We start from the raw sequence: 20,461 nt of genomic DNA, 5'->3' as shown, positions 1-20,461 counted from the left end.
TCGCCGTGGTCGCGGGCTCAGCCGCGGAGCTCCTCCGCGACGAGCTCCGCGATCTGGACCGCGTTCAGCGCCGCGCCCTTGCGGAGGTTGTCGTTCGAGAGGAACAGCGCGAGGCCGTTCTCGACGGTCTCGTCGACGCGGATGCGGCCCACGTACGAGGCGTCCTTGCCCGCCGCCTGGAGGGGGGTCGGGATCTCCGAGAGCTCGACGCCGGGGGCGTCCTTCAGCAGCTCGTACGCGCGCTCCACGCTGATCGGGTTCGTGAAGCGGGCATTGACCTGGAGGGAGTGGCCGGAGAAGACCGGTACGCGCACGCAGGTGCCGGACACCTTGAGCTCCGGGATCTCCAGGATCTTGCGGGACTCGTTGCGGAGCTTCTGCTCCTCGTCGGTCTCGAAGGAGCCGTCGTCGACCAGGTTGCCCGCGAGCGGGACCACGTTGTAAGCGATCGGGCGCTTGTAGACGGCCGGCTCCGGGAAGTCCACCGCGCCGCCGTCGAAGGTGAGCTGGTCGGCGGCCTCGGCGACCGCGCAGGCCTGGCCCTTGAGCTCGGCGACACCGGCCAGGCCGGAACCGGACACGGCCTGGTAGGTGGTGGCGACCAGCGCCGTCAGGCCGGCCTCCTCGTGCAGCGGGCGCAGCACGGGCATCGCGGCCATGGTGGTGCAGTTCGGGTTCGCGATGATGCCCTTGGGGCGGTTCTTGATCGCGTGCGGGTTGACCTCGGAGACGACCAGCGGCACCTCGGGGTCGCGGCGCCACGCGGAGGAGTTGTCGATCACGACGGCGCCCTGGGAGGCGACCTTCTCGGCGAGGGCCTTGGACGTCGAGCCGCCCGCGGAGAAGAGCACGATGTCCAGGCCGGAGTAGTCGGCCGTGGAGGCGTCCTCGATGGTGATCTCCTTGCCCTCCCATGCGAGGGTCGAGCCCGCGGAACGGGCCGAGGCGAACAGCCGCAGCTCGTCCACCGGGAACTTGCGCTCGGCGAGGATGCCGCGCATGACTCCGCCGACCTGTCCGGTGGCTCCGACGATTCCGACCCTCACGGTGACTCCTTTTGGTACGTACGACGCGGGCGCGTGGAGCCATCATGCGTTCGACCCCACGAGGCTTGTCCAATCCATTGTCCGAGGAACGGACGGTGTCCCCGATGTGAACCCTCGTGACACGTTCGTGGCGGCCGTGTTGCACCCCTGCCGAACGCCCGTTTTGCCTGGTGGTAGCCGGTTACGGTCCGATCAGTCGCGTCCGGTATCCGGACGTGCGTTCCGCACACCGAACTCGGGGAGTACCACCGTGCGCGCCATCCGCCACCGCCGCCGGTCCATACCGGCGCTCGCCGCCCTCGCGGCCGCCGCCGTCGCCGCACCCGTCCTGCTGGCCGCCGCCCCGGCGGCCGCGCACCCGCGCGAGGGCGGGCTGGCCGAGGAGCTGGTGGCACAGGTCACCGCCCGCGGCGCCCACCGCCACCTGGCGAAGTTCCAGCAGATCGCCGAGGCCAACGGCGGCAACCGCGCCGCCGGCACGCCCGGCCACGCCGCCTCGGTGGCGTACGTCCACGACACGCTGGAGAAGGCCGGGTACCGGGTCTCGTACCAGGACTTCGACATCCACGAGGCGCACACGAAGACGGAGCGGACCACCGTCCTCGGGGCGGCCCCGCGCGAGCTGGCCACCGCGGCCTTCACCTTCACCACGTCGACGCCGGCCGGCGGCCTGACCGCCCCCATCGCGCTCGCCCGGGTCGACGAGACCCCGGGCTGCGACGCCGCCGACTATCCGGCGGGAGCCTTCACCGGGAAGATCGCCCTGGTCAAGCGGGGTGCCTGCACCTTCGTGGAGAAGCAGAGGGCGGCCGCCGCCGCGGGTGCGGCCGGCGTGATCGTCTACAACCACAGCGGCACCACCCCGGTCCGGGGCGGGTTCTCCTCGCCCGCCGAGGGGATCGTCCCGAGTGCGGGGATCAGCCTCGCCGACGGCGAGGCGCTGGCCGCGGCCGCTGGCGGCGGCGAGGTGACCGTACGCCTGGACCTCGACCAGGAGCACGTGAAGAGGACCACCCGCAATGTGATCGCCGAAACCAGGGGCGGCCGCGCCGACCGCGTCGTCACGGTCGGCGCCCACCTGGACTCGGTGCCGGAGGGCCCGGGCATCAACGACAACGGGTCCGGCTCCGCCGGCCTGCTGGAGGTGGCCCTCAAGCTCGCCGGGAAGGGCGCGAACAAGAAGGGGAAGGGGCCCGCCAACAAGGTCCGCTTCGCCTGGTGGTCGGCGGAGGAGCTCGGCCTGCTGGGGTCCGAACACTACGTGGCGCAGCTGTCCGCGAAACAGAAGGAGGACATCGCGCTCTACCTGAACTTCGACATGATCGCCTCGCCGAACCCGGTGCAGTTCGTCTACGACGGCGATGACTCGGACAAGACCGGCGAGGGCGCGGGCCCGGCCGGCTCGGCGCAGATCGAGGCGCTCATCAACGGCTTCCTCGACGGGAAGGGCAAGCCGCACGAGGGCAGCGACTTCGACGGCCGCTCCGACTACGGCCCGTTCATCGCGAACGGCATCCCGGCCGGCGGCACCTTCACCGGAGCCGAGGGCGTCAAGAGCGCCGAGCAGGCCCGGCGGTACGGCGGCACGGCCGGGGCCCCGTACGACCCGAACTACCACGGTGCGGGCGACACCCTGGAGAACCTGGACCTGAAGGCCTTCGACACCAACCTGGACGTCATCGCTCACACGGTCGGCACGTACGCCCAGGACCTGAGTTCGCTGGGCAGGTAGCCGGGCGGACCCGGGCCCGGGGGAAAAAGCCCGAAGGGGCGGTGCTCCGACGAGCACCGCCCCTTCGGTGTGGAACCGGTGGAGCTACGGGGTGACCTTCTCGATCTGGACGCTGCCGGTGCCGGCGGCGGTGCCGCGGCCGTTGAGCAGCTTGACCTCGCCGAAGAACTGACGGCCCTCGGGGGCCGGAGCGGAGGCGAGGACGTTCGCCGTGACGGACGCCGAGGCGCCGTTGGCGAGGTTCACCGCGGCGGCCCCGTCGACCTGGACGGAGCCCAGGGCGGACGAGAAGTACACGTCGCGGTAGTTGTAGGTGGTGGAGCCGGACGGAACCGCGTAACCGGCCACCTCGATGGTGTAGGTACCGGCGGCCGGGTTGAGCAGGGTCACGGCCTCCTCGGAGTCGCCGTCGGCGGAGGAGCCCACCTTCACGCCGTCCTTGAGGATGGTGAGGTCGAGGTCGGCACCGGTGTCGGAGACACCGCCGATGGCCACGTCCAGGCGGGAGACGCCCTCACCGATGGTGACGGTGCTCGTCTGGGTCTCGCCGTTGGCGATGGTCGGCTTGGCGACCTTCGCGGAGCCGAGCGGGCCGCCCTGGAGCTTGCCGCCGGCGATGGCCGCACCGTCGTTCTTCACGGTCCACTGGACCGGGGCCGGGGTGCCCTGCTTGACCTCGGGGAGGACCTTGACCGCCGGGTCGAAGCCCGCGCCCAGGACGCTGACGTCCAGCTTGAACGGGTTGTCGAGCAGCGGCGACGTACGGCGCGACTCGACCTCGATCTCCCAGACGCCCGGCGTCGGGTTGTCGTACGAACGCAGGTCGGGGCGGCAGGTGTTGGCCGGGTTGTCGTAGTTCGGGTAGCACTGGGTCGTCGCGCTGTCCTCGACGCCCACACCGTACGGGTGGATCGAGATGAAGCGCGTCTGGCTGCCCGTCTTGAGACCGCCGAGGGCGACCTCAAGGGACTTCGCACCCTGCGGGACGGTGACGAAGTACGACTTGTGGCTGTTGCGCTGGACGGAGGAGGTGTCCGACATCGTGAACGACGGCTTCGCCAGCGGGGTGGAGGCGACGACCGTGGTCAGGATCTGCTTGTCGATGCCCTCGGTGGTCTCGTCGTCCAGCTGCAGGATGCCGCTGTGGACGCCGGCCGTCTTGGGGTTGGCCTCGACCTTGATGGTGACCGGCTTGTTCAGCGGCAGCGTGACGTAGTCGTAGCCGCCGACGACCTTGAACGTGCCGTCGTTGTTGCGCCAGCTCAGGTCGTGCCGGGTGCCGTACTTGACGCCCGTGGTGCGGGTGACGACGACGTCGTAGACCTTCTTCTGGCCGACCTTGAGGCCGCCCTCGCGGTCGTAGAGGCCAGTGCCGAAGCCCGGGGTCTTCAGGAACTGGTCGATCGCGGTGTCGACCGGTGCCTTGACGGTGAACTCGTTGGCCTTGGCGCCGCGCTGGAGGGACTCCCACGCGTCGACGATGTTGATCAGGCCCGCGCCCTGGGCGTGCGCCGGGACGTCGTCGATCTTCTTCGCGGTGCTGGTGAGCGCCACGCGCAGGCTCGCCGGGGTCACCGTCATGTGCTGCTGCTTGGCGGCCGAGAGCAGCAGGGCGCTGGCGCCCGTCGCCTGCGGCGAGGACATCGAGGTGCCCTGCAGCATCGAGTAGCCGGCCGGCAGGTTGTAGCCGGACTCCTTCACCGGGGAGCCGGGCAGCCAGGTCTGCGTGGTGTTGATGGCCGCGCCGGGGGCGGTGATGGTCGGCGTGAAGCCGCCGTCCTCACGCGGACCGCGCGAGGAGAACGGGAACATGTTGTACTTCTTCGTCACGCCGGAGCCGTAGTTGGCGGCCCAGGTCTCCTTGGAGACCGCGGCACCCACGGAGATGACCTTGTCCGCGAGACCGGGGTCGCCGATGGTGTTGACACCGGGGCCCTCGTTGCCCGCCGAGATGACGAGCTGGACACCGTAGGTGTCGATGAGGTTCTTGTAGAGCTCGGCGCGGGCGTTGTTGCCGTCGTTCAGCGCCGGCAGGCCGCCGATGGACATGTTGACGATGTCCACGCCGCGGTTGACGACGAGGTCGATCATGCCCTCGGTCAGCGCGACGTTGGTGCAGCCGCCGGACCAGGAGCAGGCGCGCGAGGAGACGATCTTCGCGCCGGGCGCCTCGCCGTTCATCTTGCCGCCGAAGAGGCTGTTGGCGGCGGTGATGCCGGCGACGTGCGTGCCGTGCTCGGACTCGATGATGCCGATGTTGACGAAGTCGGCCTTCTTGCCGACCCAGTCCCCGCCCAGCGGGTCCATCGGGACGTCCTTGCGGATCTGGATCACGAACGGGATGCGCTCGGCGACGTCGGTCGCCGGGTTGTCCGTGCCGAAGTAGCCGATCTGGTAGCCGTCCTTGTACGGCTTCATCGGCTCGTTGTTCGTGAAGTCGCCGTCCTGGTCGGTGTCGACGCGGACGGTGCCGGCGGCGGCGTCGTAGAGCATGCCGAACCGGTCGGTGGTGTCCCCGTCCCGGTTGACGTCGCCCTTCGCGTCACCCGTGGCGGTGATCGACTCGCTGAAGCGGCTCCACTGGTACGAGCCCTCCGGGGCCTTCCAGCTCTGGCCGCCCGCGCTGAAGGTGCCGCCCGTGGCCGTGACCGGGGTGATCTGCGCGCGCCAGGTGGCGTCGTTGTCGGTGATCGGGTCGGTCGCGGTGACCCAGTCGACGATCTTGCGCTCACCAGTGGTGGTCTTCTGGAGCGCCGGGTGGCCGAGGTCGACGCCCGAGTCCAGGATGCCGATGGTCACGCCGCGGCCGTCGGCCTGCGGGTTCTTGGCGACGAAGTCCACCGCACCGGTCTCGAAGGACGGGTTGTACGGGTTCTTCGCGGGGGTGTTCTTGTCCGGACCGGGGTAGGTCTCGGAGGCGGTCTTCTTCGCCGAGCCCGAGTCCTTCCCGCCGTCGGGGCGCGGGTCCGACAGCTGGATCTCGTGCTTGAGGTCCATGGCGTGCACCGAGGACAGCTTGGCGGCGGCCTTCAGCGCGGCCTCGGCCTTGCCGGTGGGCAGCGTGGCGCGCACGTAGCCGAGCTTGTCGTTGGTCTGGCCGACCGAGGCGCCCTGGACCGCGGTGAGCTGGTCCGCGACCTGCTTGGTCTGACCGGGGGCGGTGGCCACCATGACGGTGACGGTCGCGTCACCCTTGGCCTTGGCCTCCTGGAGCAGCTCGGCGTCCGCCGAACCCATCTTCTGGTCCGCGGACTTGACCGCCGGGCCGGTGCCCGGGGTGCCGCTTCCGGTGCCCGTCGCCGCGAACACGGGCATCGCGCCCGCGGTCGCCAGCGCGGCGACCAGGCCGGCCGCGGCCGCGACGCGCGCGACGCGTCTGGCCCCGGATATGGAGCTGGGGGATTCGAGGGTCATCAGCATCCCTGGATAAGTGAAAGATACGGTCCGGATTTCGGTGCCGGATGACCGGTCAGCTTTGCGCAAGTGACAGCTGTTTGGGGAGCGTTGTCATTGACCGAGACCTGACATGGCGGACTCTCGCCAGGTCAGGCCATGCGCCATCGAGGCCGTACCGGGGCGTACGCGTACGAATCACAGGGGTTGAAGAGTTGATTTATCGACTTCCCGACCTCATTGCGAGGAAGGCGCGGTGTCCGGTCTCAGGTCGGGTGTGACAACTTCCGGTTCCTCAGCGCACGCGCGTGCGCGCGTAGTGCCGCGAGGCCTTCGCCCGGTTTCCGCACACGGACATCGAGCACCACCGTCGGGTGCCGTTGCGCGAGGTGTCGTGGAAGTGCAGCACGCACGTCTCGGAGGCGCACGTGCGGATCCGCTCGGGCGTGGTGCCCAGGAGCTCCAGGTAGTCGCGGGCGGCCGTCCAGGCCGGACCCCAGGTCGGGTCCTCGAACTCGGTGCGCTCGCCCGGGCCTTCGGCGGTCAGCGTGGCCCGGATCCGGCCGTGCTCCAGGACGGCGTCGACCAGGGCGCGCGCGCTCTCGTCGGCCGGGTCCGCGACCGCGCGGGCGAGCGCCTCGCGGGCGGTCAGCAGGTGGACGAGGGTCGCGGCGTCGGCGCGGAAGCGGTCGGCCAGCCCGGTGCTGCGCAGCCAGATCGCGAGCCCCTCGATGCGGGTCAGCCCGAAGGCGCCGGCGAAGAGGTCGACGCTCTCGCCGTCCTGCGTCCACCGCGTGTTCAGCAGGTCCAGGGAGACCGGCTCGCCCGTCAGGGGGCGGGGATCCGCCGCCTCTGTCGCCATCTCGTCGCTCCTCTGCGCGCGCCTACTAACCCCTCAAGGTTACGTGACCGGTTTGACGTCGACGGGCCTAACCTCTAAAGTTGACTTAGAAGGTTAGGTCTGCGGGTCGGTGACGGGAGGCGGCGTCATGGGGCGGTACCACTGGGGCTCGCTGGCCGTGCAGGAACGCGTCGGCGTGCGCGAGCTCGCCGAGCACGTCGGCCGCTCGATCGGCACGGACATCGGGGAAGGCGCCGCGGCCTTCCTGGAGCGGCAGCCGCACCTGGTCGTCGGCGCCGTCGACGCGACGGGCCGGTTGTGGGCCTCGCTGCTCACCGCCGCGCCCGGTTTCGTACGGGCCGCCGGTCCGCACCGGATGGCGGTCGACGGCGGACTGCCCGCCGGGGACCCCCTCGCCGAGGCCCTGGCCACGGAGGGCACCCGGGTCGGGACCATCGCCGTCGACCCGCGCACCCGGCGCCGGATGCGGCTGGGCGGGACCCTGGAGGTGACGGCGGGCGGGTTCGCGGTCGCGGCCGAACGGGTCTTCGCCAACTGCCCCAAGTACCTGCAGAAGCGGCAGCCGCTGGAACTGGTCGCCGAAGGGGCCGGTGTCGTGCGGCTCGGGGGTGCGCTCACCCCCGACCAGGAGCGGACCGTCCGGGCCGCCGACACCTTCTTCGTCGCCACCACCGCCGAGGGCGGGGCCGACGCCAGCCACCGGGGCGGGATGCCGGGCTTCGTCGAGGTGCTCTCGCCGATCGAGCTGTCCTGGCCGGACTATCCGGGCAACGCCATGTTCCTCACCCTGGGCAACCTCGCCGCGGATCCGCGGGCCGCATTGCTGTTCCCCGACTGGGAGAGCGGGGCGGTGCTCCAGCTCAGCGGGCGGGCCCGGACCGGCTTCGGCCCGGACGGCAGCCGCAGCATCCGCTTCCGCATCGACTCGGTGGTGGAGAGCCTGCACCCCGGGCGGCTGCGCTGGAGCACCCCGGAGTACTCGCCGGCCAACCCGGCGCTGGCGCCTCACCGCGGCAGTACGACCAGGTAGGCGGCGGGCTCGCCGTCCGCGGAGGCCGTCAGGGCGGTCCGCACGACCGCGGCCTGCTGCTCGGGCCAGTCGCGGAGCTTGCGCGGGGTGATGTGCAGGACGGTCACCCCGAGCCGCTCCAGGCTCTCCCGCTTGCGGACGGCCTCCGAGAACTCCTCGTCCTCGCCCTGCCGCGGCGCGCGGGTGTCGATCTCCAGGGCGACGCTCTGCTCCGGCCAGAACGCGTCGACCCCGCCCAGGTGCGGGCCGCCGGGCAGCCGCAGGTCCACGTTCCAGACGGGCTCGGGGAGCTCGTGGCCCCGTACGAGCTGGTACAGCCGGTCCTCGGCGATGGCCCGGCCCTCCGCGAGCAGGGACTCGACGGCGTCCACGACGTGGGGGCGGTTCAGCAGCCGGGCCACCGTCAGCTCCCGTACGACGGCGGCGGGTTCGCAGTGCCCGCCGCGCACGGCCTCGCTGAGCAGACGGCGTACGGTGCCGGCGTCGTCGAGCTGCCCGACCGCGTCGGCCAGGGCCCGGGCCACGGGGGCGACGGGCAGCCCGGTCACCTCCTGCGGGTGGGGCGGGGTGTGCGTGCGCACGATCCGCACGGTGCCGACGGAGCGGAGCCGGCGGGTGTGCGGCACCAGCACGTCGATCTGCGTGAGGGCGGGCAGCGCGGGCGCGGAGGCGAACCGGTACAGGGCGAGGGCCGCGAGCCCGGTGACCATGGCCTCGCCGCCGCCGCGGCGGCACGCGTACAGCAGGGCGGCGTGCAGGCGCTCCTCGCTGGTCGCGGCGCCGGGGTGGAGCAGGAACACCCCCGGCAGGATCTCCTGCCAGGGCCGTTCGGCGACGTCGGAGGTGCTGACGCCGTGCTCGCGGAGCTGGGCGAGGCTCATGACGCGGGGGCGGCTGCCGGTGAGGTGGGCGAGGGGGAGGGGCGCGTTGTGGTTCATGCGGCGGAGATTCCCGCTCGCCCCGGCCCCGCTAACCCCTGTTACGTTCCTGTCGACAAATCCGGACAAGACCGCACTAAAGTACGGCCGTTCGAAAGCCGATACCGTCGTTCGCCTCCTCCGGCGGGGCTGGCGGACCAGCCCCGCCGGGGCGCGTCCTAGACCGCTGTGGAGGCCTCGGCTGCGGCCGCGTCGCAGGCCTGCGCACGCAGCGCGCGGGCCAGGTCGTCACGGGCCTCCAGCACCAGGCGGCGCAGTGCCGGGGCGGCGCCGTCGTGCGCGGAGAGCCAGGCGTCCGTGGCGGCGAGCGTCGCCTCGGAGTCCTCCAGGGACGGGTACAGCCCCTTCACCACGTGCATGCCGATCTGGATGGAGCGCTCCGACCAGATCCGCTCGATCACCGTGAAGTAGCGCTCCGCGTAAGGCGCCAGAAGCGCCCGCTGCGAAGACTGCTGCATACCGGCGATCGTCGCCTCCACCAACGCGTTCGACAGCGCGTCCGACTCGACCACCGCCGCCCACGCCTGGTCCTTGACCGCCTCGGACGGCCGCGCCGCCAAGCACCGTACCTGGTGCCGCTTGCCCGACGCCGTGTCGTCCCGCACCAGTTCGGCCGTCAGCACGGCCTCGTCCACCGCGCCGTGCGCGGCCAGCGGCAGCAGGAAGTCCCACCGCAGCTCCTGGTCCACCTCCAGCCCGTCGATCCGCGCCGACCCGTCCAGCAGCCCCAGCAGCAGCTGGAAGTCGCCCTCCGTCGCCGCGCCCGCCGCGAAGAAGCGGGCCCAGGTCAGCTGGTGCTCGGACCCCGGCTCCGCCCGCCGCAGCTCCTGGAGCGCGACCGCCGACAGCACCCGGCCGCCCTGCTCGCGCCAGTCGGCCGCCGCGTAGTGCGTGACCGCGGTCAGCGCCTGCGAGTGCAGCATCTGGAGCACGCCGACGTCCGTCTCGCGGCCGGCGTGGGCCAGCACCAGGGCCACGAAGTCCCTCGCCGGCATCAGGCCGTCCCGCGTCAGGTTCCACAGCGCCGACCAGCACAGCGCCCGCGCCAGCGGATCGGCCACGTTCCCGAGCCGCTGCCGCAGCGTCTCCAGCGAGCCCTCGTCGAAGCGCATCTTGCAGTAGGTGAGGTCGTCGTCGTTGACCAGCACCAGATCGGGACGCTCCTGCCCGGCCAGCTCCGCCACGACCGTCCGCACGCCCGCCACGTCCGCCTCGGCCCGCGCGTAGCGCACCGGCGAGCCGTCCTCCAGCCGGTACAGGCCGACCGCGACCCGGTGCGGGCGGAGCTCCTTGCCCTCCTGGACCACCGCCAGCTCGGTCACCCGGCCGCCCGCGTCGTACGTCACCACCGGCGTCAGCACGTTCACGCCCGCCGTCTGGAGCCATGCCCGCGACCACTCGGCCATGTCCCGTCCGGAGACCTCCGCGAGGACCGACAGCAGGTCGTCCAGCGTGGTGTTCCCGTACGCGTTGGCCTTGAAGTAGCGCCGCGCGCCTTCCAGGAACGCGTCCCGGCCGACGTACGCGACCAGCTGCTTGAGCACCGCCGCGCCCTTGGCGTACGTGATGCCGTCGAAGTTGAGCTTCGCGTCCTCAAGGTCACGGATGTCGGCCGTGATCGGGTGCGTGGAGGGCAGCTGGTCGGCCCGGTATGCCCACGCCTTGCGGTTGTTGGCGAACGTCACCCACGCCTGGTCGAAGCGGGTCGCCTCCACCTGCGAGAAGGAGCCCATGAAGTCCGCGAAGGACTCCTTCAGCCACAGGTCGTCCCACCACTTCATGGTGACGAGGTCGCCGAACCACATGTGGGCCATCTCGTGCAGGATCGTGTTGCAGCGGCGCTCGTACGCGGCCCGCGTCACCTTCCCGCGGAAGATGTACTCCTCGCGGAAGGTGACCATCCCCGGGTTCTCCATCGCGCCCAGGTTGTACTCCGGCACGAAGGCCTGGTCGTACTTCCCGAAGGGGTACGGGTAGTCGAAGTGCTCGTGGAAGAAGTCGAAGCCCTGCTTGGTGACGAGGAAGACGTCGTCCGCGTCGAAGTGCTTGGCCAGCCCCTTGCGGCACATCGCACCCAGCGGGATCGTCAGGTCCCCGCGCGTGTAGGTGTCCGTCACGTAGTGGTACGGGCCGGCCACCACGCAGGTGATGTACGTGGAGATCGGCGCGGTCTCGGCGAAGCGCCGGGTCTGGCCCTCGCGGGACTCCTCCGCCCCGTTGCTCCAGACGTGCCAGCCCTCCGGCGCCGTCACCTCGAAGCGGTAGGGCGCCTTCAGGTCGGGCTGCTCGAAGTTCGCGTACACCCGGCGGGCGTCGGCCGGCTCGTACTGCGTGTAGAGGTAGACCTCGCCGTCCTCCGGGTCGACGAAGCGGTGCATGCCCTCGCCCGTCCGGCTGTACGCGCAGTTCGCGTCCACCACGAGGACGTTCTCGGAGTCCAGCCCGGTCAGCGCGATCCGCGCCCCGTCGAAGACGGCTGCCGGGTCCAGTGCGCGCCCGTTGAGGGTGACGGAGTTCACCGACGGGGCGACGAGGTCGGCGAAGGTGGCCGAGCCGGGGGCCGCGGCCCGGAAGCGGATCGTGGTCACCGAGCGGAAGGTCCGGGGGCCCTCGGCCGGTTCCGCCGTGTCCACGGCGGACCTCAGGTCGAGGACGACCTCGTACCCGTCGACGGACAGCAGCTCCGCCCGCTCGCGGGCCTCGTCACGGGACAGATTCTCTCCGGGCACGTGCACTCCTTCGTGCGTGATCGCGATACCTGATCGAATCCTCGCACGGGGGAATGCGGGAGGTCCTGGCCTGGTTGGCGAGGAGGAACAGGACCACCGATACCCGCGCGACTCCGAGGAGAGACATGGCCGACACCCAGGTGCGCGAGAAGACCCCGGTCGATTTCTGGTTCGACCCGCTCTGCCCCTGGGCCTGGATGACGTCCCGCTGGATGCTGGAGGTCGAGAAGGTCCGCGACGTCGAGGTGCGCTGGCACGTGATGAGCCTCGCCGTCCTCAACGAGAACAAGCTCGAAGAGCTGCCCGAGCGCTACCGCGAAATCCTCGGCCCCAAGGGCTGGGCCCCGGTCCGCGTGGTCATCGCGGCCCAGCAGAAGCACGGTGACGAGATCACCGGCAAGCTCTACACCGCGCTCGGCACCCGGATCCACAACGAGGACAAGGGTGCGACGCGCGAGGTCATCGCCGAGGCGCTGGCCGAGGTCGGCCTGCCCGCCGAGCTGCTCGCCTACGCCGACTCCGACGAGTACGACCAGGTGCTGCGCGACTCCCACAACGACGGGATCGACCGCGTCGGCCAGGAGGTCGGCACCCCGGTGATCTCCGTACCCGGCGCCGAGGGCGATGACGTGGCCTTCTTCGGGCCCGTCGTCACGCCCACCCCGCGCGGCGAGGCCGCCGCCCGGCTGTGGGACGGCACCCTGCTGGTCGCCGCCACCCCCGGCTTCTACGAGATCAAGCGCACCCGCACCAAGGGCCCGAGCTTCGAGTAGGCCTCCCGGCCGGTCCGCCGCCGGCTCCTGGGACGCAGAAGACCCCCGCAAGTCACGTCCTTGCGGGGGTCTTCCGTTGGACACGTCCGCACGCGAAGGCTGAGAAGACGATCACGAGGCGGACGGCTCGGGGGCGGCGATCAGCCCTTGGCGGGGATCAGCAGCGGGGTGTTCGCCTTGGCGTCCGCGTAGCGCTTGGCCACGTCCTGCCAGTTGACGACGTTCCACATGGCCTCGATGAAGTCCACCTTCTGGTTCTTGTACTGCAGGTAGAAGGCGTGCTCCCAGGCGTCGAAGACCAGGATCGGGGTGCTCGCGGCGCCCACGTTGCCCTGGTGGTCGTAGATCTGCTCGACGATCAGGCGACCGCTGACCGGCTCGTACGCGAGCACGCCCCAGCCGGAGCCCTGCGTCGCGGAGGACGCGAAGGTCAGCTGCTTCTTGAACTTGGCGAAGGAGCCGAAGGACTCGGCGATGGCGTCCGCGAGTTCGCCGATGCCGTCCGCGGCGGCGGGCTCGCCGCCGCCCTCGCCGGTCTTCGGGCTGGCCATGTTGTGCCAGTAGATGCTGTGCAGGATGTGGCCGGAGAGGTGGAAGGCCAGGTTCTTCTCCAGGCCGTTCAGCGCGCCCCAGTTCTCCTTGTCGCGCGCCTCTTCCAGCTGCTCCAGCGTGGTGTTGGCGCCCGCGACGTAGGCCGCGTGGTGCTTGTCGTGGTGCAGCTCGATGATCTGCGGGTTGATCACCGGCTCCAGCGCCGCGTAGTCGTACGGAAGCTCAGGAAGCGTGTAGATGGCCATGCGTGTTATCCGGTCCCCTCAGCGTGCCAACTGCTTATTGCAATTAATGCGCAACTGCACGCTAGCAGTATCTATTCCTGTGATCACGCAAGGGTCACCTGACGCGTCCGTGCACGACGAAGGCGCCCCCCGCGCCGTGCACGGGGAGCGCCTTCGTCGTGAGCGTGCCGGTCAGGCGCGGGCCGCCGCCCGACGCTGCATCACGTAGCCGGTCGCCGCGAGGGTGAGGGTGAGGCCGCCGGTGAAGACCACCTGGACCCGGGTGTCCTCACCCAGCACCATCAGGACCAGCACCCCGGCCACCCCGGCCAGCGCCACCCAGGTCAGGTACGGGAAGCCCCACATCTTCACGACGAGCTTCTCGGGAGCCTCCCGCTCCATCCGGCGCCGCAGGACGAACTGCGAGACGGCGATGAAGCCCCAGACGACGAGGATGACCCCGCCGACCATGTTCAGCAGCCAGGCGAACAGGGTGTCCGGGTACCAGTAGGACAGCAGCACGGTGACGAAGCCGAACCCGCAGGAGGCGAGCACCGCGCGCCGCGGCACCCGGCCGCTGACCTTGCCGAGCGCCTTCGGGCCCTGGCCTCGCGAGACGAGCGAGTAGGCCATGCGCGAGGAGCCGTAGACGTTGGCGTTCATCGCCGACAGCAGGGCGATCAGGATGACCACGTTCATGATCTCGCCGGCGGCCGGGATGCCCAGGTGGTCCAGGGCGGCCGCGTACGGGCCCTCCTCGGCCACCGCCGGGTCGTTCCACGGCAGCAGCGTGACGATGACCAGCATGGAGCCGACGTAGACGATCGCGATCCGCCACATGGTGGTCTTCACGGCCCGGGCCACGCCCTTGACGGGGTTGTCCGACTCGGCGGCCGCGATGGTCACCGTCTCCAGGCCGCCGTACGCGACGACCGAGGCGAGCAGTCCGACCAGGAGGCCCTGCGTGCCGTTGGGCAGGAACCCGCCGTCGTGCACCAGATTGGCGGCGCCGGGGGAGGAGGTGCCGGGCAACAGCCCCATGACGGCCAGTACGCCCAAGCCCAGGAACAGCGCGATCGCACCGATCTTGAGCGCGGCGAACCAGAACTCGAACTCGCCGAAGTGGGAGACGGCGGCCAGGTTGGTGCCGCAGAACAGCGCCATGAAGACCAGCACCCACATCCAGGACGCCGTGCCGGGGAACCAGCCGGTCATGATGTGCGCCGCGCCGATCGCTTCGATGGCCACGCCCACGCACAGCAGCGTCCAGAACATCCAGCCGGCGGTGAACCCGGCCCAGGGGCCGATCGCCCGGTCCGCGTGCACGGAGAAGGAGCCGGAAGCGGGGTTCGCGGCGGACATCTCGCCGAGCATCCGCATCACGAACATCACGAGCAGCCCGGACGCGGCGTACGCGATCACGATCGAGGGGCCGGCGGCGGCGATGCCGGCGCCGGAACCCACGAAGAGCCCGGCGCCGATGACCCCGCCGAGGGCGATCATCGAGAGGTGGCGCTGCTTGAGGCCGTTGCCGAGGGGGGATCCGGTTCCGGATCCGGCGCCGCCCGGGGGCGGCGCGTCCTGGGTGCGGGGCGCGGTGGAGGTCTGGCTCATGGAGGTGTTGCCTGTCCGGTGTGCGGGTGGACGGGAGGAAGTGCCCCAGTCTCACCTTTGTCCGATCATCGGACGCCAAGCGTCCGTTATTCGGACAACGGGATGACCATCGGTGATCGCCCCCGTACGCTCGCGACAAGACACCCAAGACGCGGCAGGGGGCCGAATGGACCACGGCATACGGGAATTGGCGGCGACGGGCCGGGGCGTACTGGTCACCGGAGCCTCCCGGGGCATCGGCCGGGCCGTCGCCACCGCCTTCGCCCGCCAGGGCGACAGGGTCGCCGTGCACTGCACCGCCCGCCGGGCCGACGCCGAACGGACCCTCGCCGAGCTGCCCGGGGACGGGCACGTCCTGCTCACCGGGGACCTCGCCGACCCCGCACAGGTGGCTGACCTGGCCGCCGCGGCCGAGGACGCGCTGGACGGTGTGGACGTGTTGGTCAACAACGCCGCCGTCATGGTCGCGCACCCGCTGCCCACCACCTCGTACGCCGACTGGCAGGCGGCCTGGCAGCACACCGCCGAGGTCAACCTGTTCGGCGCCGCCAACCTCATGCACTGCGTCGCCCGCCGCATGATCGACGGCGGCCGTGCGGGCCGCGTCGTCAACATCGGCTCCCGCGGCGCCTTCCGTGGTGAGCCCGACCACCCGGCGTACGGCGCCACCAAGGCGGCCCTGCACGCCCTCGGCCAGTCCCTCGCCGTCTCCCTGGCCCCGCACGGCATCGCGGTCGCGGCCGTCGCACCCGGCTTCGTGGCCACCGAACGGGTCGCCGGCCGGCTCGACGGCCAGGAGGGCGAACGCATCCGCGCCCAGAGCCCCTTCGGCCGGGTCGGCACCCCCGAAGAGGTCGCCGCCGCGGTCCTCCACCTCGCCTCGCCCGCGGCGGCCTGGAGCTCGGGCACCGTCCTCGACGTCAACGGCGCCTCGTACCTGCGGACCTGAGGGCCCCCGAACACACCGCAGGCCCCCGCGCGTCCGGCGCGGGGGCCTGCTCCGTCATCGCATCCGCGCGATCACGCCTTCGGTGCCCGGACCTCCCGCACCCACGCCACCACCAGCACGGCGGCCGCCGCACCCGCGGACCACAGCAGCTGGGGCCGCGCCGAGTCGTCGAACAGCATCAGAACCAGCACCGCCGCCATGCCGAGCAGCGCCGCCCACGTCAGGTACGGGAAGCACCACATTCGCAGCGTCAGCCGCTCCGGCATGTCCCGCTCCAGCGTGCGGCGCAGCCTCAGCTGGGAGACCGCGATCAGCGCCCACACGAACAGCAGTACCGCGCCGACCGCGTTGAGCATGTAGAGGAAGACCGTGTCCGGCCACAGCAGGTTCAGCACCACCGACACGAAACCGAAGGCCACCGACGCGAAGACGGCCCGGCGCGGCACGCCGCCGCCCGACACGTTCAGCAGTGCCCCGGGCGCCTCGCCGCGCTCGGCCAGCGAGAACACCATGCGCGAGGAGCCGTACAGGTTGGCGTTGAGCGCGGAGAGCAGCGCCACGAACACCACGATGTTCATGATCTGGCCGGCCGCCGGGATGCCGATCGAGTCCAGGACCGCGACGTACGGGCTCTGCCCCGGCTCCAGCGAGTGCCACGGCAGCAGGGTCACGATGACCAGCATCGAGCCGACGTAGAAGAAGAGGATGCGCCACACGGCGCTGCGCACCGCGCGGGCCACGGACTTGGCCGGGTCGTCGGACTCGGCGGCCGCGATGGTGACGACCTCCAGGCCGCCGAAGGCGAAGATGACGGCGAGCATGCCGGCGACCACCCCGCCGAAGCCCGCGGGGGAGAAGCCGCCGTGACCGGTGAGGTTGGCCATGCCGACCGGGTCGGTGTCGGGGAGCAGGCCGAAGATCGCGAGGGTGCCGAGGATCAGGAACAGGACGATCGCGCCGACCTTGAGGGCCGCGAACCAGAACTCGAACTCGCCGAAGTTCTTCACGGCGGCCAGGTTGCTCACGGTGAAGACCACCATGAAGATCAGCACCCAGACCCACTGGTCGACCGAGGGTAGCCAGCCGTTCGCGATCTTCGCCGCGCCGGTGGCCTCCACCGCCAGCACCACGACCAGCAGGAACCAGTAGAGCCAGCCCGCCGAGAAGCCGGCCCAGCGGCCCAGCGCCCGCTCCGCGTACACCGAGAACGAGCCGGAGGCCGGCATCGCCGCCGACATCTCGCCGAGTGCGCGCATCACCAGCATGGCGAGGGCCCCCGCGAGCAGGTAGGAGCAGATGATCGCGGGCCCGGCGATACCGATGCCGGCGCCGGAGCCGACGAACAGCCCGGCGCCGATCACGCCGCCGAGGCCCAGCATGGTCAGGTGGCGCTGCTTGAGGCTGTGGCTGAGGGGTTCCACCGGCAGGTCGGGCCCGGTAGGTCCGGTTGGAGGAGTGGTGGGCAAGCGGTCGCGCATGAGTGGATGCTCGTACTCTCGTGCTCGGCAGCGGCGGTGGGGGCTCCGCATTGGATTGGCGGGACCCTACAGTCTCGCCGTACGGCGCCCATCCGCGCAAAACGGACGTGTTGTCTGAATCTGGCTCGTGACGCGGATCACTCCCCCTCGGGTGTGGACCCGCCCCTTTGTGCACTCCCCACCAAACCGGTGAGTAGGGCTTTGTCCCGGCCGGAGGTGGGGCGGCGCCCGGCCGCGCACTAGCGTCGGTGATCGTCCCGTCACCCTCACTCCGCGGAGCCTCCGATGAGCACTGCTTCCGTCTCCTTCCGCCCCGGCGCCGTCCTCGCCGACCTGCTGCCCGCGAGCCGCGTCCGCGACATCGCGCTCGTCGTCGGCGGAGCCGCGCTGACCGGCCTCGCCGCGCAGATCTCGGTGCCCGTCCCCGGCTCCCCGGTCCCGGTCACCGGCCAGACCTTCGCGGCCCTGCTGGTCGGCACCGCCTTCGGTGCCCGCCGCGGCTTCCTCTCGCTCGCCCTCTACGCGCTCGCCGGCATGGCGGGCATGCCGTGGTTCGCGGGCGGCACCTCCGGCGCGGGCGGCGCCTCCTTCGGCTACGTGCTCGGCATGCTGCTCGCCGCCACCGTCGTGGGCGCCCTGGCCCGTCGTGGCGCCGACCGCTCCGTCCTGCGCACGGCGGGCACGATGGTGCTGGGCTCCGCGCTGATCTACGCGGTGGGCGTGCCGTACCTGGCGCTGTCCACCGGGATGTCCTTCGGCGCGGCCGTCGCGGCGGGCCTGACCCCGTTCCTGATCGGCGACGCGCTCAAGGCCGCGCTGGCGATGGGCCTGCTGCCCGCCACGTGGAAGCTCGTCGGCCGCAAGTAGCGCCCGCACGGCCGCGGTGACAGGCGGCAAGCACGGCAGCCCCGGACCACTGTGTGGTCCGGGGCTGCCGTGCATGTTCGACTAGGCGCGCTCGGCGGCCTTGCGGCGCATGTCGCGCACGACGCCGATGGCCAGCACGACGGCGGCGACCAGCAGCGACAGCATGACCGTCTCGCGGTTGTCCTTGTCGTAGACCATGTAGGCCAGGACGAAGGTGATCATGCCGGCGGTGGCCCACGTCAGGTACGGGAAGAGCCACATCTTGACCGTGAGCTTGTCCGGCGCCTCGCGCACCAGGATCTTGCGCATCCGCAGCTGCGTCAGGCAGATGACCAGCCACACGAAGAGCGCGATCGCACCCGAGGAGTTCAGCAGGAAGCTGAAGACGGTGTCCGGGGAGCTGTAGTTGAAGTAGACGGCGGCGAAGCCGAAGACCACCGAGCCCAGGATCGCGGCCGTGGGCACGCCCCGCTTGTTGACCTTGGAGAAGACCTTGGGCGCGTCACCGCGCTCGCCCAGCGAGAACGCCATGCGGGAGGCCGTGTACATGCCCGAGTTCAGGCAGGACAGCACGGCGGTCAGGACGATCACGTTCATGATCTGGCCGGCGTGCGCGATGCCGATGGAGTCCAGGGCGGCGACGTACGAGCCCTTGTCGACGATCGACTTGTCGTTCCACGGCAGCAGGGTGAGGACGATGAAGATCGAGCCCAAGTAGAAGACGCCGATGCGCCAGATCACCGAGTTGGTGGCCTTGGTGACCGCGCGGCGCGGGTCCTCGGACTCGCCGGCCGCCAGGGTGACGATCTCGCTGCCCATGAAGGAGAAGACGACCATCAGCACACCGGTGAGGATGGAGCCCCAGCCGTTCGGCATGAAGCCGCCGGCGTCGGTGAGGTGGGCGAAGCCCGCGCCAGGGTTGTCCGAGCCCGGCAGCACGCCGAAGACGGCGAGCATGCCGACGATCACGAAGGCGCCGATGGCGACGACCTTGATGCCGGCGAACCAGAACTCGAACTCGCCGTAGGAGGAGACGGAGCCGAGGTTGGTGATCGTCAGGACCACCATCACGATCAGGGCCCAGCCCCACTGCGGGACGGCCGGGACCCAGCCTTCGAGGATCTTCGCACCGGCGGTCGCCTCCACGGCGAGCACGACGACCCAGAAGAACCAGTACAGCCAGCCGATGGAGAAGCCGGCCCAGCGGCCGAGCGCGCGGTCGGCGTACGCGGAGAAGGAGCCCGAGTTCGGGCTGGCGGCGGCCATCTCGCCGAGCATCCGCATCACGAAGACGACCATCGCGCCGACGAGGAGGTACGAGATCAGGATGGCGGGGCCGGCCTTGGCGATACCGCCGCCGGAGCCGACGAACAGGCCGGCGCCGATGACGCCGCCAATGGCGATCATGGACAGGTGGCGGTTCTTGAGACCGGCCTTCAGACCGTCTGAGGGCTGCGTGTCGCCGGAGTTACCGGACGGGTCGCCTGCCTTCTGAAGGGTCGTCGTGGAGCTCATGGACGGATCCTTAGGTTCTCGGGTTGCGAGCCCGGGCATTCAAACCTGAGATGAACGCAGGACGGAAGACCTCAGTCCGGATCGTTGCGTTGGGGCGAACGTCCAAGACCCTGGTCCCGCCCTGTCCCATCTGCGTTCTTTGGGTTTACTTGAGCTTTAGAAGTGACTTACGCGACACCCTGCTGCGGTCTGTGGGGGGTGCCCGTGCCACACTCGTGACATGCGCGTGTACCTCGGATCCGACCATGCCGGCTTTGAGCTCAAGAACCACCTGGTGGACTGGCTCAAGAACAACGGCCACGAGCCCGTCGACTGCGGGCCCCACATCTACGACGCGGTGGACGACTACCCGCCGTTCTGCCTGCGCGCCGCGGAGAAGACCGCCGCGGACGCCGACGGCCTCGGCATCGTCATCGGCGGCTCCGGCAACGGCGAGCAGATCGCCGCGAACAAGGTCAAGGGCGTCCGCGCCATCCTGGCCTGGAGCGTCGAGACCGCGAAGCTCGGCCGTGAGCACAACAACGCCAACGTGATCTCCGTCGGCGGCCGGATGCACACGCAGGACGAGGCCGTCAGCTTCATCGAGGCCTTCCTGGCGACCCCGTACTCCGACGAGGAGCGCCACACCCGCCGCATCGAGATGCTCTCCGCCTACGAGCAGACCGGCGAGCTCCCCCCGATCCCGGCCCACCACCCGCAGGGCTGATCTTCCGCTTCGCCGTGCCGCCGGAGCCTCCGGCGGCACGGCCGTTTCCAGAC

General features: G+C 70.7%; 15 protein-coding genes. 6 read left to right on the top strand and 9 right to left on the bottom strand.

Annotation, left to right across the window (positions count from 1 at the left end):
• Nucleotides 1–17: 17 nt before the first annotated feature.
• Nucleotides 18–1,046, bottom strand: coding sequence for an aspartate-semialdehyde dehydrogenase (locus tag OHA65_RS13990; RefSeq protein WP_327283454.1), 1,029 nt, complete (start codon nucleotides 1,044–1,046; stop codon nucleotides 18–20).
• 250 nt (nucleotides 1,047–1,296) lie between these two features.
• Between OHA65_RS13990 and OHA65_RS13985 the strand changes: the two genes are divergently transcribed.
• Nucleotides 1,297–2,778: a M28 family metallopeptidase gene (locus OHA65_RS13985; RefSeq protein WP_371643556.1), complete on the top strand. Its 1,482-nt coding sequence runs from the start codon at nucleotides 1,297–1,299 to the stop codon at nucleotides 2,776–2,778.
• A gap of 84 nt (nucleotides 2,779–2,862) precedes the next feature.
• On the opposite strand, the gene OHA65_RS13980 is transcribed toward OHA65_RS13985, so the two are convergent.
• A complete protein-coding gene (locus OHA65_RS13980; RefSeq protein ID WP_405756094.1) occupies nucleotides 2,863–6,192 on the bottom strand; it encodes a S8 family serine peptidase in 3,330 nt (1,109 codons plus the stop codon).
• 274 nt (nucleotides 6,193–6,466) lie between these two features.
• A complete protein-coding gene (locus tag OHA65_RS13975; protein WP_327283451.1) occupies nucleotides 6,467–7,033 on the bottom strand; it encodes a CGNR zinc finger domain-containing protein in 567 nt (188 codons plus the stop codon).
• Between the two features lie 127 nt (nucleotides 7,034–7,160).
• Between OHA65_RS13975 and OHA65_RS13970 the strand changes: the two genes are divergently transcribed.
• Complete coding sequence (locus tag OHA65_RS13970) at nucleotides 7,161–8,063, top strand: pyridoxamine 5'-phosphate oxidase family protein (protein WP_328762761.1); 903 nt, start codon at nucleotides 7,161–7,163, stop codon at nucleotides 8,061–8,063.
• Here the strand turns inward: OHA65_RS13970 and OHA65_RS13965 are convergent.
• Both OHA65_RS13965 and pepN read right to left on the bottom strand, forming a co-directional pair.
• Nucleotides 8,039–9,001, bottom strand: a complete 963-nt coding sequence (locus OHA65_RS13965; protein ID WP_328762760.1) for a hypothetical protein — start codon at nucleotides 8,999–9,001, stop codon at nucleotides 8,039–8,041. The two genes, OHA65_RS13970 and OHA65_RS13965, sit on opposite strands and share 25 nt — an antisense overlap.
• Nucleotides 9,002–9,159: 158 nt before the next feature.
• Nucleotides 9,160–11,730: an aminopeptidase N gene (pepN, locus tag OHA65_RS13960; protein WP_371643552.1), complete on the bottom strand. Its 2,571-nt coding sequence runs from the start codon at nucleotides 11,728–11,730 to the stop codon at nucleotides 9,160–9,162.
• Nucleotides 11,731–11,855: 125 nt separating this feature from the next.
• Here pepN and OHA65_RS13955 point away from each other — a divergent pair, with 125 nt between their 5' ends.
• A complete protein-coding gene (locus OHA65_RS13955; RefSeq protein ID WP_327283447.1) occupies nucleotides 11,856–12,503 on the top strand; it encodes a DsbA family protein in 648 nt (215 codons plus the stop codon).
• A 140-nt stretch (nucleotides 12,504–12,643) separates the two neighbouring features.
• On the opposite strand, the gene OHA65_RS13950 is transcribed toward OHA65_RS13955, so the two are convergent.
• Together OHA65_RS13950 and OHA65_RS13945 are read right to left on the bottom strand one after the other, a co-directional pair.
• Entirely contained in the window at nucleotides 12,644–13,300 is a 657-nt protein-coding gene (locus tag OHA65_RS13950) for a superoxide dismutase (RefSeq protein WP_327283446.1), read from the bottom strand.
• A 171-nt stretch (nucleotides 13,301–13,471) separates the two neighbouring features.
• Nucleotides 13,472–14,893: an amino acid permease gene (locus OHA65_RS13945; protein ID WP_405761939.1), complete on the bottom strand. Its 1,422-nt coding sequence runs from the start codon at nucleotides 14,891–14,893 to the stop codon at nucleotides 13,472–13,474.
• Nucleotides 14,894–15,059: 166 nt separating this feature from the next.
• Here OHA65_RS13945 and OHA65_RS13940 point away from each other — a divergent pair, with 166 nt between their 5' ends.
• Nucleotides 15,060–15,842 carry an SDR family NAD(P)-dependent oxidoreductase gene (locus OHA65_RS13940; protein WP_405761937.1) on the top strand — a complete coding sequence of 261 codons (783 nt, stop codon included), beginning with the start codon at nucleotides 15,060–15,062 and terminating at the stop codon, nucleotides 15,840–15,842.
• A 71-nt stretch (nucleotides 15,843–15,913) separates the two neighbouring features.
• Here OHA65_RS13940 and OHA65_RS13935 read toward each other — a convergent pair whose 3' ends face one another.
• Nucleotides 15,914–17,320, bottom strand: a complete 1,407-nt coding sequence (locus OHA65_RS13935; RefSeq protein ID WP_327283443.1) for an amino acid permease — start codon at nucleotides 17,318–17,320, stop codon at nucleotides 15,914–15,916.
• A 285-nt stretch (nucleotides 17,321–17,605) separates the two neighbouring features.
• On the opposite strand from OHA65_RS13935, the gene OHA65_RS13930 reads away from it, so the two are divergent.
• Nucleotides 17,606–18,187 carry a biotin transporter BioY gene (locus tag OHA65_RS13930; protein WP_327283442.1) on the top strand — a complete coding sequence of 194 codons (582 nt, stop codon included), beginning with the start codon at nucleotides 17,606–17,608 and terminating at the stop codon, nucleotides 18,185–18,187.
• A gap of 81 nt (nucleotides 18,188–18,268) precedes the next feature.
• On the opposite strand, the gene OHA65_RS13925 is transcribed toward OHA65_RS13930, so the two are convergent.
• A complete protein-coding gene (locus OHA65_RS13925; RefSeq protein ID WP_327283441.1) occupies nucleotides 18,269–19,702 on the bottom strand; it encodes an amino acid permease in 1,434 nt (477 codons plus the stop codon).
• Between the two features lie 220 nt (nucleotides 19,703–19,922).
• Here OHA65_RS13925 and OHA65_RS13920 point away from each other — a divergent pair, with 220 nt between their 5' ends.
• On the top strand, nucleotides 19,923–20,408 hold the full coding sequence (locus OHA65_RS13920) for a ribose-5-phosphate isomerase (RefSeq protein WP_327283440.1): 486 nt from the start codon (nucleotides 19,923–19,925) through the stop codon (nucleotides 20,406–20,408).
• Nucleotides 20,409–20,461 lie beyond the last annotated feature (53 nt).

Origin of the sequence: Streptomyces sp. NBC_00045 (genome assembly GCF_045041095.1) — a bacterium.
Lineage (GTDB): Bacteria > Actinomycetota > Actinomycetes > Streptomycetales > Streptomycetaceae > Streptomyces.
The sequence above is the reverse complement of the archived record's forward strand: the minus strand, read 5'-3'. Positions and strand labels throughout refer to the sequence as shown.

Excerpts from the sequence above, each read along its gene's own strand:
- OHA65_RS13980 (WP_405756094.1), bottom strand. The coding sequence starts at position 6,192 with ATGACCCTCGAATCCCCCAGCTCCATATCCGGGGCCAGACGCGTCGCG.
- OHA65_RS13975 (WP_327283451.1), bottom strand. The coding sequence starts at position 7,033 with ATGGCGACAGAGGCGGCGGATCCCCGCCCCCTGACGGGCGAGCCGGTC.
- OHA65_RS13970 (WP_328762761.1), top strand. The coding sequence starts at position 7,161 with ATGGGGCGGTACCACTGGGGCTCGCTGGCCGTGCAGGAACGCGTCGGC.
- OHA65_RS13965 (WP_328762760.1), bottom strand. The coding sequence starts at position 9,001 with ATGAACCACAACGCGCCCCTCCCCCTCGCCCACCTCACCGGCAGCCGC.
- OHA65_RS13955 (WP_327283447.1), top strand. The coding sequence starts at position 11,856 with ATGGCCGACACCCAGGTGCGCGAGAAGACCCCGGTCGATTTCTGGTTC.
- OHA65_RS13950 (WP_327283446.1), bottom strand. The coding sequence starts at position 13,300 with ATGGCCATCTACACGCTTCCTGAGCTTCCGTACGACTACGCGGCGCTG.
- OHA65_RS13945 (WP_405761939.1), bottom strand. The coding sequence starts at position 14,893 with ATGAGCCAGACCTCCACCGCGCCCCGCACCCAGGACGCGCCGCCCCCG.
- OHA65_RS13940 (WP_405761937.1), top strand. The coding sequence starts at position 15,060 with ATGGACCACGGCATACGGGAATTGGCGGCGACGGGCCGGGGCGTACTG.
- OHA65_RS13935 (WP_327283443.1), bottom strand. The coding sequence starts at position 17,320 with ATGCGCGACCGCTTGCCCACCACTCCTCCAACCGGACCTACCGGGCCC.
- OHA65_RS13930 (WP_327283442.1), top strand. The coding sequence starts at position 17,606 with ATGAGCACTGCTTCCGTCTCCTTCCGCCCCGGCGCCGTCCTCGCCGAC.
- OHA65_RS13925 (WP_327283441.1), bottom strand. The coding sequence starts at position 19,702 with ATGAGCTCCACGACGACCCTTCAGAAGGCAGGCGACCCGTCCGGTAAC.
- OHA65_RS13920 (WP_327283440.1), top strand. The coding sequence starts at position 19,923 with ATGCGCGTGTACCTCGGATCCGACCATGCCGGCTTTGAGCTCAAGAAC.